This is a genomic window from Thermoleptolyngbya sp. C42_A2020_037 (assembly GCF_015272455.1).
GTDB lineage: Bacteria > Cyanobacteriota > Cyanobacteriia > Elainellales > Elainellaceae > Thermoleptolyngbya.
The window spans coordinates 1-18,390 of record NZ_JACYLP010000034.1; the positions used below are offsets into that span (position 1 = coordinate 1).

General features: G+C 55.9%; 16 protein-coding genes and 1 pseudogene. 10 read left to right on the plus strand and 7 right to left on the minus strand.

Features of this window, described 5'->3' with window-relative positions:
- Nucleotides 1-59: 59 nt before the first annotated feature.
- The 3 genes and pseudogenes from IGS16_RS10810 to IGS16_RS10820 all read left to right on the plus strand — a co-directional run.
- Nucleotides 60-275: pseudogene (locus tag IGS16_RS10810) on the plus strand (hypothetical protein); the annotation flags it as partial.
- An 800-nt stretch (nt 276-1,075) separates the two neighbouring features.
- A complete protein-coding gene (locus IGS16_RS10815) occupies nt 1,076-3,544 on the plus strand; it encodes an aerolysin family beta-barrel pore-forming toxin (protein WP_297085367.1) in 2,469 nt (822 codons plus the stop codon).
- Between the two features lie 383 nt (nt 3,545-3,927).
- Nucleotides 3,928-4,164 (plus strand): hypothetical protein, encoded by a 237-nt coding sequence (locus IGS16_RS10820; RefSeq protein WP_297085368.1) that lies wholly within the window; start codon nt 3,928-3,930, stop codon nt 4,162-4,164.
- 137 nt (nt 4,165-4,301) lie between these two features.
- On the opposite strand, the gene IGS16_RS10825 is transcribed toward IGS16_RS10820, so the two are convergent.
- Complete coding sequence (locus IGS16_RS10825) at nt 4,302-4,925, minus strand: hypothetical protein (RefSeq protein WP_297085369.1); 624 nt, start codon at nt 4,923-4,925, stop codon at nt 4,302-4,304.
- 201 nt (nt 4,926-5,126) lie between these two features.
- Between IGS16_RS10825 and IGS16_RS10830 the strand changes: the two genes are divergently transcribed.
- Nucleotides 5,127-5,906, plus strand: a complete 780-nt coding sequence (locus IGS16_RS10830; RefSeq protein WP_297085370.1) for a transposase — start codon at nt 5,127-5,129, stop codon at nt 5,904-5,906.
- A 94-nt stretch (nt 5,907-6,000) separates the two neighbouring features.
- Here IGS16_RS10830 and IGS16_RS10835 read toward each other — a convergent pair whose 3' ends face one another.
- Nucleotides 6,001-6,900: a GUN4 domain-containing protein gene (locus tag IGS16_RS10835; protein ID WP_297085371.1), complete on the minus strand. Its 900-nt coding sequence runs from the start codon at nt 6,898-6,900 to the stop codon at nt 6,001-6,003.
- 355 nt (nt 6,901-7,255) lie between these two features.
- Between IGS16_RS10835 and IGS16_RS10840 the strand changes: the two genes are divergently transcribed.
- A complete protein-coding gene (locus IGS16_RS10840; RefSeq protein ID WP_297085372.1) occupies nt 7,256-7,471 on the plus strand; it encodes a hypothetical protein in 216 nt (71 codons plus the stop codon).
- An 18-nt stretch (nt 7,472-7,489) separates the two neighbouring features.
- On the opposite strand, the gene IGS16_RS10845 is transcribed toward IGS16_RS10840, so the two are convergent.
- From IGS16_RS10845 to IGS16_RS10855, 3 genes are read right to left on the minus strand one after another with little or no spacing between them, the layout of a single operon-like run.
- Complete coding sequence (locus IGS16_RS10845; protein WP_297085373.1) at nt 7,490-8,896, minus strand: O-antigen ligase family protein; 1,407 nt, start codon at nt 8,894-8,896, stop codon at nt 7,490-7,492.
- Nucleotide 8,897: 1 nt separating this feature from the next.
- On the minus strand, nt 8,898-10,340 hold the full coding sequence (gene wbaP, locus IGS16_RS10850; protein ID WP_297085374.1) for an undecaprenyl-phosphate galactose phosphotransferase WbaP: 1,443 nt from the start codon (nt 10,338-10,340) through the stop codon (nt 8,898-8,900).
- A gap of 45 nt (nt 10,341-10,385) precedes the next feature.
- Nucleotides 10,386-11,495, minus strand: a complete 1,110-nt coding sequence (locus IGS16_RS10855) for a glycosyltransferase family 4 protein (RefSeq protein ID WP_367185775.1) — start codon at nt 11,493-11,495, stop codon at nt 10,386-10,388.
- A 314-nt stretch (nt 11,496-11,809) separates the two neighbouring features.
- Here IGS16_RS10855 and IGS16_RS10860 point away from each other — a divergent pair, with 314 nt between their 5' ends.
- Complete coding sequence (locus tag IGS16_RS10860) at nt 11,810-12,625, plus strand: ABC transporter permease (protein WP_297085376.1); 816 nt, start codon at nt 11,810-11,812, stop codon at nt 12,623-12,625.
- A 59-nt stretch (nt 12,626-12,684) separates the two neighbouring features.
- Here IGS16_RS10860 and IGS16_RS10865 read toward each other — a convergent pair whose 3' ends face one another.
- Nucleotides 12,685-13,908 (minus strand): NAD(P)/FAD-dependent oxidoreductase, encoded by a 1,224-nt coding sequence (locus tag IGS16_RS10865; RefSeq protein WP_367185776.1) that lies wholly within the window; start codon nt 13,906-13,908, stop codon nt 12,685-12,687.
- Between the two features lie 155 nt (nt 13,909-14,063).
- On the opposite strand from IGS16_RS10865, the gene IGS16_RS10870 reads away from it, so the two are divergent.
- Genes IGS16_RS10870 through IGS16_RS10880 form a run of 3 tightly spaced genes read left to right on the plus strand, consistent with a single transcriptional unit; the run spans nt 14,064 to nt 15,976 of the window.
- The gene (locus tag IGS16_RS10870) at nt 14,064-14,702 is read left to right on the plus strand and encodes a Uma2 family endonuclease (protein WP_297085377.1); all 639 of its coding nucleotides are present in this window, start codon (nt 14,064-14,066) and stop codon (nt 14,700-14,702) included.
- 19 nt (nt 14,703-14,721) lie between these two features.
- Nucleotides 14,722-15,342: a Uma2 family endonuclease gene (locus tag IGS16_RS10875; protein WP_297085378.1), complete on the plus strand. Its 621-nt coding sequence runs from the start codon at nt 14,722-14,724 to the stop codon at nt 15,340-15,342.
- A 19-nt stretch (nt 15,343-15,361) separates the two neighbouring features.
- Entirely contained in the window at nt 15,362-15,976 is a 615-nt protein-coding gene (locus IGS16_RS10880; protein ID WP_297085379.1) for a Uma2 family endonuclease, read from the plus strand.
- 33 nt (nt 15,977-16,009) lie between these two features.
- Here the strand turns inward: IGS16_RS10880 and IGS16_RS10885 are convergent, their stop codons facing one another.
- Nucleotides 16,010-16,753 carry a sucrose-phosphate phosphatase gene (locus tag IGS16_RS10885; protein WP_297085380.1) on the minus strand — a complete coding sequence of 248 codons (744 nt, stop codon included), beginning with the start codon at nt 16,751-16,753 and terminating at the stop codon, nt 16,010-16,012.
- A gap of 365 nt (nt 16,754-17,118) precedes the next feature.
- Between IGS16_RS10885 and IGS16_RS10890 the strand changes: the two genes are divergently transcribed.
- Entirely contained in the window at nt 17,119-18,375 is a 1,257-nt protein-coding gene (locus tag IGS16_RS10890; RefSeq protein WP_297085381.1) for a polysaccharide pyruvyl transferase family protein, read from the plus strand.
- Nucleotides 18,376-18,390: the final 15 nt, after the last annotated feature.

Genomic DNA, 18,390 nt, shown 5'->3' on the forward strand with positions numbered 1-18,390 from the left:
TACTACATTCTGCCCCCATTTTTTGTATGTTGAGCTATCTTTCAACACCTCTGCTCTGAGATAAACTAATCTCTAAGAGTGTCAATGGAGTCACCATACAAATCTACATGGTATTGATTGCCTACTTGATTCTTCAATTGATAGAAATTCCAGCGTTTTATGGTCATCAGTTACTCGATAAGTTGCGCTATTTGCAACTTGAATTGAGTCGCCGCTGTTCAATCGTCCATTGGAGCCACGATCTGCTGCCTGAGACACTCGTAGGAGCTTCATAGGGTCAAATGTAAAGTTTTATGTCTCAATTCAACACTTCTGCACCAGCGCGTAAGTCTAAGAGTATCTGATGATAGTTCTGCGAGAGGTAGATCAGGCAGTGCTTACCCCGGTTTTTGCATTTTCTTAAACCTGGGTTAATCTAAAACCTTGATAAAATTGCCGGGCAATCTTTAAAGACTCGCGGTATTATCCAATCACCGTAGATTTTTCAATCGCCCTCTAGGCTTGCCTCATTTGATATGCCAATAAACTAAAGAGAAAACGAGAGAAAACGCCTAAAGCAAAGATTCCAGCTTGCTTCAGGCTAATTAAGCATAACCAAATCTTGTTCAAGGCTAGTTCATCGTACTGTTCGAGCTTTAGTCCTATGTAACGTTATTTTGTCTGTCGTTCGTTCAGACGTTCGCTCAGAAACCTCTCCGTCTGTTAAGACTATATTTTGTCAGGGGTTTAGCTTTGTAAAATGCTTGAACAAAATTAGAGTAGAAATCTGAATTGCAGGCTTGATCAATCGCTGAAGGCAGACTGAGCAGTCGATTGAACAGCTAGCGAGTCATTAAGCCACAACTGCACAGAAAACAGGATGTTCAGTCATGTGCTGATTGCTCCGGTTTGAGCCTAAGTCCTCTTAGAAGGGCAGCTTTAAGCAATTTTTGGCGGATCGCCATTCTAGTTTTTCCATTCACCTGTAGGGAGCATCCAAGCCATGAGAACACCAAACAAATTTACCCATTCGATAAATTCTCCAGCCGTTTCAAGAAAGTTGGCTCTAGCTAGTGCGATGCTCTGGAGTGCCACCTTGGTCTTTGCTGCACGCCTTTCGGCTAGCCCCACCGGGCCCAATACCTGGAGAGTAACGAACAATAATGACAGCGGGCCGGGTTCTCTGCGTCAGGCGATCGCTGATGCGGCTGCCACCCCCGGTCTGGATCTGGTAGATCTGACAGGGGTGTCGGGGGCGATCGCGCTGAATAGCACTCTGCTCATAGCCGCAGGCAACGACCTGCATCTGCAAGACGACGGTAACACAACCCTCAATGGTCAAAACCTCGTGCAAATCATGACTATTGGCAGAGCCAACGTGAAGATTTCAGGCTTGACCTTTGCCAACGGACTGGCACAAGGCGGCAACGGCATCAACGGCGGCGGAGGTGGTCTGGGCGCAGGCGGGGCGCTATTTCTCGATACAGGGAGCGTTGTCACGCTGCATAATAGCCGCTTTATCAACAACAGAGCCGTCGGAGGCAACAGCATCATTCTTGGCTCCACAACCAATCGCCACTATAGCGGTGGTGGCCCGAACTATGAGCCCGACGGGATTGCAGGCGGTATTGGCGGCGGATTAAACGGCAGCAATGGCGCTGGCGGGGGCCATAGCGGCGGGCGTAGTGGGCGCAACGGCAACCCGGGCGGGAAAGGGGCAGATGGTGAATTTGGCAGCGGCGGCGGTGGCGGCGGTGGTGGCGGGGCTGCAACCGGCCGCGGAGTTGCGAAAGACCATGCAGGCAGCGGTGGTTCGGGCGGAAACGGCGGATACGGTGGCGGCGGCGGCGGGGGTGGTGGTGGAGGAGAAGACCGTGATGATTTGTCTAGAGCAGACTATGGCGGTGGTGGCCCGGGCGGCGCAGCGGGAGCCTATGGTGGGGTGGGTGAAGCAGGTCAAGCTGGGAACACCGGCAGTAAGGTTGCCGGTCGGGGCGGCGGGGGCGCTGGATTGGGGGGTGCTATTTTTGTCCGGGAGGGGGCGACACTAATCCAAGACTTTGGAATTACCTTCCAGGGCAACAGTGTAGCAGGGGGCACGAGCTTTCCTATGTTCCCGGTAGAGGGCGCTGAATCGCGCAACGGCAAGGCGGCGGGTCAGAATGTTTTTTACCAGAATGGGCAAGGTGACTCAGAGCGACTGCTCTTGTTGCGAGACAACACAGCGGCGATCGCCCCAACGAACTTGACGGCACAAAACCTGACTGAAGTGGCCAATCAAGTCGTCAGAAATCCCGAAATTGTCCGCCAATTAGCACACCTGGCCCACGCTCTGGGCTTTGCCTATGCCGCAGGCTCCAGAAGCCAGTACGTGGGGGATGATTTTGAAATCATCAACACGGGCACTGTGTCCAGCCCCAGCTATGTCCTACGCGCTCGCTATAACGGCACAGACTCCTTTGCTTCCGGGCTAGGCGCAGACAAGCGGCTATCTATAACGCTGAGCAACTTTCAGGTAGCCATTCATCCGGGATCATTTCGGTATGGCACGCCGCGATCCGGTCTTGGTACGCCAATTATCGCCACCTCCTATACTGCGACCAATGCTGACCCATCCCCTGGCACTATCCGCAGAAACCTGACCTACAGTGTTTCTGAAGCTGTGCTCCACAGCACTACTTACAAGTTCACACAGGGGCTAAAAACTACGCTGAGTCTACAGATTCCCTTCACTGTGGATCAGAAGACCGAACTGAGCATTGCTGCGGAGCAAGGCTGGACAGATAGTCGGACGGAAACTCGCACGATTACAGATTCATCCGAATACAGCGCTCCTATCTCACCCCGCTCAGAAAGAACTATTGATGTAGTGGCTATCCAAACCTCTTCTAATGTGGACTATAGCGCGATCGCCAAAGTCAGCTTTGATATCTCCTACAGCGGTACGCTGAGATCCAGTGACAATGCCCGAGAAGATGGCCCTACCGGTCGCCCTGAGGTTATTATCAAGCTCAGCACCGATCAGCTTGAAGGTATCAATAACGCTGATTTGAGTAACGTCACAGACAATCACGGAAAGCGGTACATTGCCAATAAATTCTTGACCCCCTACGCTGAATACACCCGCAGTTTCTTTAAGGCAGGTATCCTGACACCGCTCAGCGGCACTTTTACCAATGTGGCAGGCACATCTGTTTCGATTGTCGCTCGTCCCGAACGCTCTCTCGATGCTACACTTCCTGCTGTTGTAGGCAACACTGCAAATCCATCCGGCGCAGTGTTGAGTCAAATCTTTAGCCGACCCATCAATGCTGCCTCAGTCTTGTCTGTGCCAAACAATGCTACCCAGGGCGTATGGCAATTTTCTAACGATGGTACAACTTGGCTACCTGTGCAAACTGGACAGTCTCTATCGGGTAATGCCTGGGTTCGGTTTTTGCCTACGGCCAACTATCGCGGCACCCCTGAGCGACTAAGGGTGAAATTTGATGTCGATCCCGAGCGGTTTGAGCGATGGATCAGTGTTATTGTCTCTGGGCCCAATGACGTTAATTCGGTGCAGTGAGCTTCGTTGAAGTTTTCCGCTGCTGTTCTGCCGCTGCTGTTCTGCAACGGAGTAGTGGAAAACTTGCCCCAGACACACTCGCCCCAGATACAAGAGCATGATCAGAGAACACTAAAGCGATCGCCTATCCAGTCTCCTCTATCTGGGTAGAGTACCGAATCCTCAATTTTCGGCGATTGGCGACTTATGTCTAGCTTTGGCAATCAGGGCAGAGAAGGTGAGGGCGATCGCCCCTCCTCCCGATTTGCTGTATGGTGCGGCTAGATTATCTGTGGCTAGATTTAGAAGTAGACTGGTTGGTAAGAAATTAATTGGCAAATTGGCAAATTGGCAAGATTTTCAGCCACTCCCAGTCAAGAACTTGCGACCGACCCCAACGCCCTATGCAAGCCGCCGACACATCCGACAGTTTTCAAAAAGCAGTCCTAGAGCGTTTGGATAATCTCAAGGTTGAACTAGACAGCCTCAAGGTAGATGTGGACGGGCTGAAGCAAGAACTGGGCCAGACCAATGTGCGCGTGGAAGCGTACCAAAAAGCTTCTAATCAAGTCGTGAACCCGGCCTTTGGGCTAATCGCGACTGCAACGCTGACGATTATTGCAAGTACGGTTCTGCGATAGAACCCGTCAATAAAACCCGTCAATAAAATTTGACCTTTTTAGCACCACGCATGAGATTGGCCGAGGCCCCGCAAACGCTTGACGGGCAATCCAAAATCGCAAATCCAAAATCGCAAATCCAAAATCGAGAATCGATATTAGGGTGTTGTACTACCGACTAAATCCGGCTGAAAGGGCTGCATGAGGATTCCCAGAATTTGCCCAATCTGGCTGATGTAATACTCTGGTGAATCAATCCAGACGGTCGTTCCCTCTAGCATTAGGAAGCGCCAGTTGGTGCCGCTGGTCACGGCTCCATAGATGCGGGGAATCGGCTGATCTCTTTCGGCATTAAAGATTTGGGCGGCAATCATCGTGGCGATGCATTGCCCCAGTCCGCCGATAATATCCTCCCGCTTTGCCTCGACGACGGTTATGACGGGAGCCTCTATGTAGAGCTGCTCTGCGGAGGCGGACAGAATGAAATCACAAAAGCCTTGCAGGCCTCTGGCGGCATCGACATTAAACTCGACGCCGGAGAAGAGGGCGATGCGGTAGTGCATCTGACGGCGGACTTCGGCGAGGATGGGCGCGATCAAGAATTCGGAGCGGGCTTTTTCGGTGCCGATACTGGTGGCGAGGGTGGTGAATTCGGTGAGGGTTTGGGAGAGGGCGGGGGACGGCGAGACAGCGGGAATGCTGGCGAACAGGCTACCGCTTTCTTGGGTGGTTAGCCCAAAGGCGGATTTGACTTTGGCTAAGGTGAAGTCGCTGTAGGCCATTAGGAGTATCGCCTGCCTGGGTTTACCTCAATCTTATCGCCCATCAAAAGGCAAAGTTGATAAAAAGCGGGATAGCCCCTGGCAATGAATGTGCATTATTGACTAAAGCTAAACCGATCCCCCTAAATCCCCCTTATCAAGGGGGACTTCCGGACGGCGGCTCGGTTCCCTGCTTATTAAGGGGGCCAAGGGGGGGATCTCATGCCACGCCAACCTCGCCAACTCCGCCCCAGCTTCTGCTACCACGTCACCATTCGCTGCAACAACCGCGAGTTTCGCCTCACGAAACCCGAACGCCGCGAAGTGCTGCTCTACGCCATCCAGAAATGCCAGGACAAGTATGGCTTCAAGCTGTATGCCCTGTGCATCATGAGCAACCATGTGCATTATCTTTTGGAGCCACAGCAGCCGGAAGACCTGCCGAAAATCATGCACTGGCTGAACTGGTATAGCGCCATGTGCCTGAACCGAATGCTAAACCGCACCGGGCACTTTTGGGAGAAGCGATATCACAGCACGGGGTTTCCGATTAGCGACCGGCGACGGGCACTGAATACGCTGCGCTATATCCACGCCAACCCCAAGGCAGCGGGAATGCAGCAGGGATTTTTTTATGACTACAGCAACTACGGCAGCTATGACCGACTGACCGACGACGGGCTGACGCAGTGGCATCCGGCGTTTTTGGCGCTGGGCAGAACGCTGGATCTGTGTGCCGCTATCTATCGCCAGTTTTGCAAGAAATATAAACCGAAGCCGAAGCCAGAGAAGCGCAACCATTGGGGAACCAAACTGCTGGCGCAAATTAAGGCGCGGAGCAAGCTCAAGAAAAAGAGCAGCCCCGGACAAAAGAGCCTGTGGGACGACTGGGAAACCCCCGCAGCAGAGATCCGGCAGGTGGCGAAAAAGTTTGTGTTGGCCAATTGCTATGACCCGGAGGTGATGAAGCTCCAGTTTGAGGAAATAATCGACTCAACGTAGAAAAAACGTCAGGTGCCAGGTAACGGATCGCCAGGAGGTGGATTATGCGGTAGAAACAGGTTGGGTTACAAAACTTTAAGAAAGGCTGAAGCGCTTATCTGCTACAGTCTACAAGTCTTCGCGCGAGAGAAGAGAACCCGCCACCCGCCCACTCGCCAGCCAATGAGAGGAAATTCAACTGGAGAGGAAATTCTCCACTGAGAGATTTTTGAAGGTCGAATGTGAGGTCGCTGTAGCTCAACCAGTCGTCGTCCTTGCGCCAGCCGACGCGATCGCCAAACTTTTCCCAGTCGTCATTGTAGTCCATCGGGCTGCCGCACTCTTCCCAGATGCGCTTTTGCACGCTAAAACCCCACTTGCCGCCGCTGTAGTGAACCCAGAGGCGATCGATCGTCTTTAGGTCTTCGCAGGGAAAGTTTTCCAAATCTTCTCGGTCAAATAATTGCCCTTCTTCCTTGCCGACGGTGGTAATCATTAGCCGATAGGTTTCTTCATCCGCTTCGCGCCACTGCTGAGCTTTCAGCAGCGCGTCAAGCTTGGCATAGCGCGTGTTAGATACCGTTTTTTGGAGAGCGTTGAGTTCCGTGTTAAGGGCTGGATCGAACTGCTTGGTGGTTTCCAGAAGGCACAGATGCGCTAGGTCAAACGCGCCTCGACGGATCATTTCTCGAACTAGCGTGGTGGGATTGACCTGAGCGGCATAGAGCAAAATGGTTGGCTTCCACCAACCGTCATCAAAGCGCTCATACAACTGGCTTTCTTGACTTGGTTGCTGCTGAGCAAGCCGAGCGATTTCTGTGGCGGCTAAATACTCTTGAAAGCTGAGGTGCGCGAATTCGTATTCTTCTTCCTGCTGCACTAGTAGTTCGCTAATTTGCACAACTTGTTCCAGAAAGTCTTCGGCTGCAATCGTTTCGCCCTGCTGCTGCAAATACTTATTTAGCGCTTTTAACAAGTCCGATCGCTTCACGCGCTCTTTTCTGGCGTGCATCATTGCCAGGGCAAGACGTTGCAGGATGGTTTGAGCCTCGCAGCGAGTCAGGGGGCTTTACTCGAAGGTTCGTCAGGCATGGGGCTGTGCGTGAACAGATGCCTCTTTTTTAGCCTATATCGCTAAAAATTAGGGATGTCCGAAGAGAGGGTTTTGGTGCTGCTGGCTTCGTGAATGAGTGCAGAGTGCAAGCGTCAAGGGGCGATCGAGGTGAGAGCGATCGCCCCTCTCCTGATTTGCCGCATGGTTCGGCTAGATTAGGTGCGGCTAGATTAGAAGTAGACTGATTAGTAAGAAATTGATTGCCAAGATTTTCAGCCACTCCCAGTCAAGAACTTGTGACCGACCCCAACGCCCTATGCAAGCCGCCGACACATCCGACAGTTTTCAAAAAGCAGTCCTAGAGCGTCTGGACACCCTCAAGGCAGAGGTTAACGGACTCAAGCAAGAACTGAGCCAGACGAACGTGCGCGTGGATGCCTACCAAAAGGCATCGAATCAGGTAGTGAATCTGGCGTTTGGGCTGATTGCAACGGCAACGCTGACGATTATTGTCAGCACGGTTTTGCGATAGGAAGCCAGCGAGAGAACGCTAGGGTAGAGGCGAGGAATGGGCTGATCTCTTGGCAGCAAAACTAAAAATTCCTGCCAGCAGCACCCAGTTCAGCACGTTGACCCGCGAATCGTATAGCGGCACGTCGAACAGCGCAAAGCCGACGCTGCTGAAGAAGCCTAGGAGATAGCCGAACAGAATGCCGCGCTCTGGGGCTTGGAAGTTTCGAGACAAAAATTGCCGCACACCCCGCGCACAGATCCGCCCCACCAGCAGCGTCAGCAGCAGCATTGCCGGAATGCCCGCCTCCACGGCCAGGGTCAGCCACAGGTTGTGGGCATGGGAGATGTCCTGAAAATCCGACAGGGCCATCAGGTCGGGCGTGAGGTACTGCGGATATACCAACTTGTAGTTGCCCAGACCCCAGCCGAGCCAGGGATGGCCGCCAATCATCTGCACTGCTGCGCCCCAGAGTTTCACTCGCGGATCGTCGGCCCAGGTGGATAAGTCGAGCGATCGCCCGCCAATGCCAATCACCGCTGCTCCACCGATTAGGACGACTAGCCCACCCAGCGCCGCCGCCACCGTTTTCCAGCTCGACCGCGCTACCATCAGCGCAAAGCACAGCAGTTGCAACACCGCCAGCAGCAGGGCATTGCGAGAACCTGAGCAAAAAATGCCCAGCAGATTGAGCAAGGTCGCGCCGGAAATCAAACGCAGGGAAACGGGTTGGAGGGCCTCTGCCCCAGCGTTTTGTGCGTCGGGTTGGTGGTTTGACCAAACGGACTCTGCGGAGTCTGGCAGACTGTGTGGCACAACGGCCTGATCCAGCGCCAGCTGATAGAGGATCAGCCCCAACCCCAGCGCCATCACCAGCACCAAAAAGCTGCCCATCGCATTGGGATGCTCGAACATCACCATTGCCCGGCCTTTATGAGGGGCGGATCGAATCCAGCGAAATAGCGGAAAATGCCGCCACCAAACGGGCATTCGGGGAATTTTGATAATGTATTCCACCAAGCTGATCAGGTTGATGGGAATGGCGACCAGAATCAGCCCCAGCGCAATCTGGGCAAGCCGTTCAACGCGGTTCAACAAGTACGGCAGAATGGCGAAAAACAGGAAGTAGGGCAAAAAATTCGCCAGTTGCAGCAGCGCTTCGCCCCGATCGTAAGCAAATATCGCACTCAGCAGCAGCAGCCCGCTCAGCAGCAGCAACCCGCCGCCTGTAAACCTGTCTAGCCCTGCCCGCCGAAACCGCCGCCATAGCCGCGCCGTCACGGCCACCATGCCCAGCAGCCCCAGGTAGGAGACGTAGGGCATCGCCATCAGGCTGACCCAAAATAGATCCCACACAGAATTCCATACAGAGTTCCATACAGAGCGCAGGGAGAGCGATCGCCCCCAAAAGCGCATTGGTTCGCGCCTGGCTCTCTGTCCTGCCACGTCAGTACGCCCCTTCGCCCGACAGCACCACCCACACCGTCCGCATCAGGATATACAAATCCAGCCATACCGACCAGTTGCGGACGTAGTAGGCATCCAGATTCACCCGCTCTTTATAGGACAAATTATTGCGCCCCGACACCTGCCACAGCCCCGTCAGCCCCGGCGTGACCTTTGTATACAGGGCAAATTTTTCGCCATAGCGCGGAATCTCCTCATCCACAATCGGGCGCGGCCCCACCAGGCTCATTTCGCCGCGCAGGATATTCCAAAGCTGGGGCAATTCATCCAGGCTGGTCTGCCGCAAAAACCGCCCGACGCGGGTAACCCGCGGATCGCGGCGCAGCTTGTGATCCCGTTCCCAGGAGCGGCGCAGCTTGGGGTGAGCGTCCAGATAATCCTGCAAAACCTGGTCGGCGTTTTGCACCATCGAGCGAAATTTCCACGCCTTAAAGGGTTCGCCGTTTTGCCCGATGCGGGTTTGCCCGTAGAAGATGGGGCCGGGCGAATCGAGCCGAATCAGCACCGCAATCAGGATGATAAACGGCAGCACCAGCAGCCCGCCAAACAGGGTAATGACGCGATCGAGCGCAAACTTGACCAGGCGCGGCCCTGGCAAGAGCAACTGCTGCCGTACCTCTAGTCCTAAAATGCCGCCCATGTCCCGCGCTTCGACCCAGAGGCTAGAAAAGTCGAATAAATCGGGAATGACCAGCAGGTGCGCGAAGGTTTGGGTGTGCCGCTCGATTACATCTAGCAGGCGGACGCGGGGCACACCAGGCATGGCCACAATGGCGTAGGGAATGCGGCGCGATCGCGCAATTACGGGAGCCAGATCAATGCCGCCCATCACCGGAACCCCGTGCAGCGAGCCGTGCTTGGCGGGGTCGTCATCCAGCACCACCACCGGACGCAGCCCAATGCGGGGACGCTTTTGCAGCGTGCGAACTACCATTTCGCCCGTCTTGCCCGCGCCCAGCACCACCACCGGGTAGCCCCACCAGCGCTTGCGGGCAAACCAGTGCCGTGTGAGCGATCGCCCAATCAGCACCAGCACGATAGACAACAGCCACGCCATCACAAAAATGCCGCGTGAGTAGACCTCACCGCTCTGCCGCAAAAAAATCGTCACACCCAGCAGAAAATACACCAGGCTCGTGCCAATGGTGACGCAGCGAAACTCATCGACCGGACTCTGGGCCACGCCGGGGTATAGCCCAATCGCGGCATACACCACCACAAATAGCCCCATTAGCGGCAGCAGTTGCCAGTAGAGGAGCGGCTGAAACTTGCCATCCAGAAACCAGCGCAGATAGACGCTGATCGTTCCTGCCAGACTCAGCATCAGCAGATCGGAGCCAATCATTCCCACCAGCGTTGGAACGGTGCGGGTGGAGATGCTCAAAGCAGATAGCGCCGGACGTAGGGTTCGGTTAAGTTGCATTGCGTTCCGTTACTCCTCACGCTATTACTTTAGGGGATCTTTACCTCATCCCCGCTGAAATTTTGCCCACTGCTGATCTACAAATTGCGCCAGCTCGGCACGAAAGCGTTCTGGGCTAAACCGTTCGGCGTTTTGGCGCGAGTCGTCAGGGTGAAACTGGAAATCGCCCGCTTCGAGCGATCGCACGGCCTTGACGATCGCCGCTACCGTCTGTTCCGGCAGCAGAATCCCCGTCTTACCGGGAATCACCGTCTCTGCTGCCCCGCCCCGCCCATAGCCAATCACGGGCGCACCCGCCGCCTGCGCTTCTACCATCGCAATGCCAAAGTCTTCCTCGGCTGGATAAACAAACGCCTTGCAGCGCTGCATGTGGTCGCGCACCACGTCGTCGGGCTGTCGGCCCAATAGACGCACTGTGGGCCCCGCCAGGGCCGCCACCCGCCGAAATTCTGATCCGTCGCCAATCACCACCAGCGGCAAGCCCAGTTGTGTAAACGCTTCTACCACCAAATCCACTCGCTTGTAAGGCACAAATCGCGACAGCGTAAAGTAGAAATCTTGCCGCTTTTCCTCCGGCGAAAACTGATCCACCGCGACGGGCGGATAGATTACCCTGGCGGGCCGCCGATACGTTTTCCAAATTCGACGAGCCACAAACCGGGAATTTGCAATGAAATGATCGACGCGATTGGCACAGGCAACGTCCCACAGGCGCAAGTAGTGGAGAATCCCCTGGGCGATCGCCGCCTTGGGCCCCCGCAACCGGGCCTCCTGAAAATACTGCTGCTGCATTTCCCAGGCATAGCGGATGGGCGTATGCACATAGCTAATGTGAAGCTGATCGGCGCGGGTGATCACGCCCTTGGCTACCGCATGGTGGCTCGACAAAATCACGTCGTAGGGCGACAGGTCAAACTGCTCGATTGCCAGCGGCATCAGCGGCAGATAGGCCCGAAAGCGCGGATTGGCAAACGGCAGATGCTGCAAAAACGAAGTCGTTACCGGGCGGTGCTGAATAAAAAAGCGCAGATCCTCCGGCAAAAAATCCACCAGGCTAAACAAATCAGCTTTGGGATAAAGCTGCAACATCTGCTCGCACACCCGCTCCGACCCGGCATAGGTGACCAGCCACTCATGGACAACGGCAATCTTCATGGCACAGTCTTGGGCGCGGGATAAATCATGGGGTCTGGGCGTGGCGTGGTTTGAATCGGTGTGCAAGGGGCTGGCTCGACAGGTTTCGCGATGCGAGTTCTCCTTCTCTCCACCGACCCACTACACCCAGAGACGTAGCGCCTTAGAGTAGAGTATTATCATGCATCGAGTGTGAATAATTGCAAATTGCAACCGTCCCAACCCAGCAGGCTGCCCCAACAGAAACCGGAAGAAACCGGACACAAAGCCAGCGGCTAGGAAGATTGTAGACAGCGAGTGTGGCGTTTGAATGAGGAGCGTTTTGGCCTGAGCCTATGGCAACACTGAAACCAATTCGACAGCGGGGTGTGAAGTTCGCCTTCAACCAGCACCAGCTCGAAAACTACCGCGATCTACTGCTCGTTCTGTTTCAAAAAGAATTTAAAGTCCGCTATAAGGGCAAGTTTCTGGGCTATCTCTGGTCAATTGCCAGCCCGTTGGCCTTTGCGATGGTTTATTACATCGCCTTCAGCGGCATCATGCGAGTGGCGGTAGAAGGTTATCCGCTGATTCTGGTGTCGGGGCTGTTTCCCTGGCAGTGGTTCCAAAACTCCGTCGGCTCCGCGCCCAACCTGTTTGTGGGCAATGCCAGCCTGATCAAAAAGCTCAACTTTCCACGCAATATTCTTTCACTGTCCACCATTCTGAATCACATGGTGCATTTCTTGCTGTCGCTGCCTGTGATTCTCATTTTTATGGTGATTTACGGCAAATCGCCGACGCTGGCGTGGCTCTATGGGCTGCCTGTGATGATGGTGGTTCAGCTTTTTACCGTCTATGGATTGGCGCTGGTGCTGGCAACGCTCAATCTGTTTTTGCGAGACATTGAGCGGCTGACGCAAATCGTGATGACCTTCGTATTTTACTTCACGCCGATTATTTTCACGGCGGATATGATTCCAGAGCGATTTCGCCCGCTGATTCCGCTGAATCCGGCCGCGCCGCTGATGATCAACTGGCGAAACCTGTTTCTCCACGGCTACCTCGATGGACATTATCTGCTGATCAGCGCAGGCTATGCAGTGGCGTTCTTTATCATCGGCACGCTGGTCTATCGCAAGCTCTCATGGAAGTTTGCGGAAGTGCTGTAGGCTATCCAAAATCGCCAATCCAAAACCCAAAATCCTAGAAAGTGGCGTTCAGTTGGCGCTTAGCGGAAGGTGGCGATCGCCCCTCCAGCCAGCCAGCCCGTCGTCCAGGCGCTCTGGAAATTAAAGCCGCCCGTTATGCCGTCGATATCCAGAATTTCGCCTGCGAAGTAGAGGCCCGGACAAACGCGGCTTGCCATCGTTTTGAAATCAACTTCCTTGAGCGACACGCCGCCGCAGGTGACAAATTCTTCTTTGAATACGCCTTTGCCCGTAATCGCGTACTGACCCTGGGTAATTTCCTGCCAGAACCGATGAAGCTGCGATTTGGATAGATCGGCCCAGCGCTGGCCGGGCGCTATCTGAGCGCGATCGCCCAGATAGTTCCACAGGCGACGTGGCAGGGGGAGTCTGGGTGGCGCTGTGGAGCAGACGGCCCGCTTGCCCCAGTCGGTCTTGGTCTGCTGCAAGCTCTGCCGGACTTGCTCTGGGGACTGGGCAGGCAGCCAGTGGATCTGGGCGATCGCCCGATAGCCGCAGTTGTGCAGCGCTCTGGCTCCCCAGGCGGATAGCTTTAGCACAGCGGGCCCGCTCAGGCCCCAGTGGGTGATCAGCAGCGGCCCGATTTGGGTCAGGGGCTTCTGGTCGGGGCATTTCACCGTCACCTGCGCCGACTCGACCGACACGCCCGCCAGTTCGTGCAGTGCTGGCTCCGGCACGTTAAAGGTAAACAGCGAGGGTACGGGCGGTTCCAGGGTGTGCCCCAAAGCTTGGGCGATGCGATATCCCTGAGGACTGCTGCCTGTCGCCAAGAGGAGGCGATCGCCCCGCAGTGTTCCGCCCGCCCGCAACTGCACCTCAAAGCCTTGCTCGTCGCGCACCACCGCCGTCACCGCTGCACCCGTTTTTACCTGCACCCCCGCCGCCTCGGCCGCCTGCACCAGGCAGTTCACAATCGTCGCCGAGTCGTCGGTGGTGGGAAACATGCGCCCATCGGCCTCGGTTTTTAGCGCTACGCCGCGCCGCTGAAACCACGCCACCGTGTCTCGCGGCTGAAACCGGGTAAAGGCTCCCCGCAGCGCCTTGCCGCCTCGCGGATAGTGCTGCACTAGCGTCGCCGGGTCAAAGCAGGCGTGGGTAACATTACAGCGGCCGCCGCCAGAAATGCGGACTTTGCCCAGAGGTTCCCGCGCTGCCTCCAGCAGCATCACCCGGGACAAAGGACAGGACTCCGCAGCGGCGATCGCCCCAAAGAAGCCCGCCGCGCCGCCGCCAATGACCAGAATCGTAGGAGATGTAGAAGTAGAAGAAATAGAAGAAATAACTGAGTCAGCCCAAAGAGGACGAAGATTAGTGTATCGCTATGGGGCAAAGATCAGGGAACGGGCTTAGCCGCTTGGGTCAGACTCGGTTTTTGCTCGACGCAAAAGTCAAATACCCTATGATCGAAGACATTCGGGCGCTGCGACCACTGGAGGCGATCGCCATGACGTTTACCCAAAAGCTGACCTTTGCCGACTATCTGGCGCTGGAGGACTCTGGGCGCGAAGAAAAGCTAGAACTGATTAACGGAGAACTCATCGCCTTGCCACCAGAAGCCTGGTCAAACAACGACATTGCCATGTTTGTGTTTTTGCAACTGGTGGCGATTGGAGTTCCGTTTCAGCGCGTAAAGGTGCATAGCTGCGAACTGCAAACGCCTGTTTTAGAGGCGGGCGATGCGGCGAATCGCTATCCTGACCTGGTTGTAGTGGAGCCAGTGCATCGCGCTCATCCTGAGCAGCGCATGACCATTACGCTGGAGATGCCGCCGCCGCTGTGGGTGATGGAGGTGGTCAGCCCAGGCAAAACGAACCGCGATCGCGATTACATTCGCAAGCGGGCGCAATACGCAGCAGTGGGCATTCCCGAATATGTCATCGTTGACCCAGAGGAACAGGCGGTGCTGGTGCTGCGGCTAGAGCAGGGGGAATATATCGAAGCGGGACGCTACACGGGCGAGTGCCCCCTCCAGTCGCCTACGTTCCCAGTGCTGAACCTAACCGCAGCCCAGATCCTCAGCGCTGGGCAAGAGGGCTGACCGCGTGTAAAGCAGGTAAATGCAGATAACCAGGAGGGCGATCGCCATGACGTTTACCCAAAAGCTGACCTTTGCCGACTATCTGGCGCTGGAGGACACAGGCATTGAAGGACGCGCCGAACTGATCGAGGGAGAACTGATCGCCTTGCCACCGGAATCCAGAATCAACACCGAAATTGCAACCTTTGTTTTCTCATCGCTACTGGCGATCGCCATTCCGCATTATTTGCTGAAGCTCTATTCCTGTGAGGTGCAAACGCCTGTGCTGGAACCCAGAGATGCGGCCAATCGGTATCCCGACCTAGTGCTGATTCGAGAGGAACACCGAGCCTTGTGCGATCGCCGCATGACCATTACGCTGGAGATGCCGCCGCCGCTGTGGGTGATGGAGGTGGTCAGCCCAGGCAAAACGAACCGCGATCGCGATTACATTCGCAAGCGGGCGCAATACGCAGCAGTGGGCATTCCCGAATATGTCATCGTTGACCCAGAGGAACAGGCGGTGCTGGTGCTGCGGCTAGAGCAGGGGGAATATATCGAAGCGGGACGCTACACGGGCGAGTGCCCCCTCCAGTCGCCTACGTTCCCAGTGCTGAACCTAACCGCAGCCCAGATCCTCAGCGCTGGGCAAGAGGGCTGACCGCGTGTAAAGCAGGTAAATGCAGATAACCAGGAGGGCGATCGCCATGACGTTTACCCAAAAGCTGACCTTTGCCGACTATCTGGCGCTGGAGGACACAGGCATTGAAGGACGCGCCGAACTGATCGAGGGAGAACTGATCGCCTTGCCACCAGAAGCTGGATTAAATCTGGACATTGCTGCGTTTGTTTACATAGCGCTGGTCGGGCTGGGGATTCCATACCCGCTCATCCAAATGGGACGCTGCGAAGTGCAAACGCCCGTTCTCGCGCCCAAGGATGCGGCAAATCGCTTTCCCGATCTGGTCGTGCTGCGACCGGAGCATCGCGCCCTGACTCGCCAGCGCATGACCATTACGCTGGAGATGCCGCCGCCGCTGTGGGTGATGGAGGTGGTCAGCCCAGGCAAAACGAACCGCGATCGCGATTACATTCGCAAGCGGGCGCAATACGCAGCAGTGGGCATTCCCGAATATGTCATCGTTGACCCAGAGGAACAGGCGGTGCTGGTGCTGCGGCTAGAGCAGGGGGAATATATCGAAGCGGGACGTTACGCGGGCGACTGCCTCCTCCAGTCACCCACGTTCCCAGCGCTGAACCTGACCGCAGCCCAGATCCTTAGCGCGGGACAGTAGCTCTGCCGCTCCTTACTTGCCTTTAGCCCAGCGTTACAAAAAGTCGAAGTAATCCAGTCCTTCCAGAATACCCGCAGCGCAGTGACCATCTGCCAGATAGCGGTGCGGCGCAAGGTTTTCCTGATGCCACTGGCGCAATTCGGGCATGGCATTGCCGACGATAATGCCGCGCTCTTCGCCCATCATGAACATGGACAGGTCGTTGCCCGAATCGCCACAGGCCACGGTGCGATCTGGCTCAAAGCCCCACTGCTGCCGCAAAAACACCATCGCTAGCCCTTTGTTGGCGCTTTGGGGCAAGATGTCGAGGTGGCGGCCGCCGCTGTAGACCAGGTTGATTTGCAGCCCTTGGGACTGGAGGGCAGATTCTAGCTCAGGCAGCAAATCAGGGGCGATCGCCGCGTCCAGAAAATAGCTCGCCTTAAACTCGTTTTGCTCCTCTGCGGGCTGAAGCTCCAGATCGGCAAAGTGCGCGACTGTAGACAGAACGCGATCGCGCGACCAGCCATTGCTCAGCTTTTCCCACCAGAGGGAATCGGGGCTGCCGTCGGGATAGGTGATGGCCGTGCCGACCCCTGTGACTACGGCATCCGGGGGCAGCAGGGGCTTTTCCGTCAGGAGTTGCTGATACAGCGAGGGCGATCGCCCCGTCGAGTAGACAATCTTGGTGTCGTGGGTGCGGCGATGCCAATCGAGCGCCTCGTTGAGCTGCGCCATTGCTTCATCATCGCCTACCAGCGTATGATCCAGGTCGGTAATGAATAAAAACTGCGTCACGGCTCCTCTATCCTCCGGGGTTGACCGCTCCTACCATAGCTCGAAGCGGGAATACTATTAAGATAAGCGGCGCACATTGCTCTCCTCCTCATCCTTTCAGCAGAAAAAACCGTGTAAAAGCCAAGTCAAACGCCAGAAGTTCTGCCTAGCCACCCCCTGGATGCTGGGCTGGCAAAACCCAGTTTGCTCGATCAGCCCGCAGCGAGACCCTAATGCAGCAAAGAGACGTTTCTCACGAGTCCAATCGCGACTCTTCTGTTTCAGAATTCACATTCGCCAAGCCAGAGCTAATCCAAGAAGAGTCTGCTGACGGGTTGGATCAAGCACCACAGGTCATTGGGCAAGGTTCAGAGATTAGGCCCAGATTGCAGTCTATTCAGGATTTTTGGCGATCGCTCCAGACGGGTAGCTTGGTAAACGCCGTACTGCGCTATTTCGATCGCCATTTATACCCCCAGCTTTCGATTGCCGACCGGGTTGAAAAGGTAGACACAGCATCTTCGCCTGCCCCTGCTGATGTGCAAGCTAATGTCCAAACGGAGGCTGAGCAGGCCTCCTGCCAGATGCTCCATGCTGCCGATTCGGATCAGCCCAAAGCCTCTAGCGGGTTCCGCGCTAAAGTAGTGCAAACCTTTGGGCGATTGCCCCGCTTGCAGGCCAATGCTCCTGTGCCCCTGTGCTGGGCCGCGACGACGCTGCGGCAGCCCTACGCAAATCTGGGCGATGCGCTCAGCCCGGTGATCGTCAGTGCGCTATCGGGCTTGCCGATTGTGCATCAGCGGTTCGACTCGGCTTCTGAGCGTCTGGCCAGCGTGGGCACGATTGGGCACGGGCTAAAGAACGGTTCGGTTCACCTCTGGGGCACGGGCATCGACGGCAAGCGGCATCCCTACCACCGCCACCTAACGTACTATGAGCGGCCGGAAAATACAGAATTTACGATTCACGCGCTGCGCGGCCCCTTTAGCGCCAGAGTGTTTGAAAAGCAGGGCATTCCCGTGACCGATGCCTACGGCGACCCGGTGATGCTGTTGCCCAAGATCATGTCTCCTGCCACGGAAAAGACCCACGAACTGGGCATCGTGGTACATATTTCTGAACTGCGGGAACTGAAAGACGGGGCTGCGGTGCGAAACGATCTGGGGCGCTACTACATTCCTGAAGACCTGCGCGATGCGGTCAAAATCATCACGACGCTCACTGATGCCAACCTGACGGCGCTGGAAGACCGCGTGCGCGAGATGACCGCCTGCAAGCGCATCCTCAGCACCAGCCTGCATGGATTGGTGATTGCTGAAACCTACGGCATCCCCTGCGCCTACTTTCGCCCGTTTGGGCGGGGCCCGCTCCAGGTGGATTTGATGGACGAGCAGGTGTTTCTCGACCATCGCGTGCGCGACTATTACGCAGGCATGGGGCTAAAGACGCTGCAAATCTTTTGCCGCGAACGGAAGCGCCCAACCAACTGGGAGCGGGCGATCACCGCTATTGACCGCATCTGGCAGCCCGTCGAGTGGTCGCCCCAGCGCTTGCTGGAGGCCTTTCCCCTGCCCCTGGCGGTGAATCCAATGGAGGTCGAAACGTTGGGCGATCGCGCTTTACTAGAGCGCATCCGATTGTAAAAACGCGAATTAAAA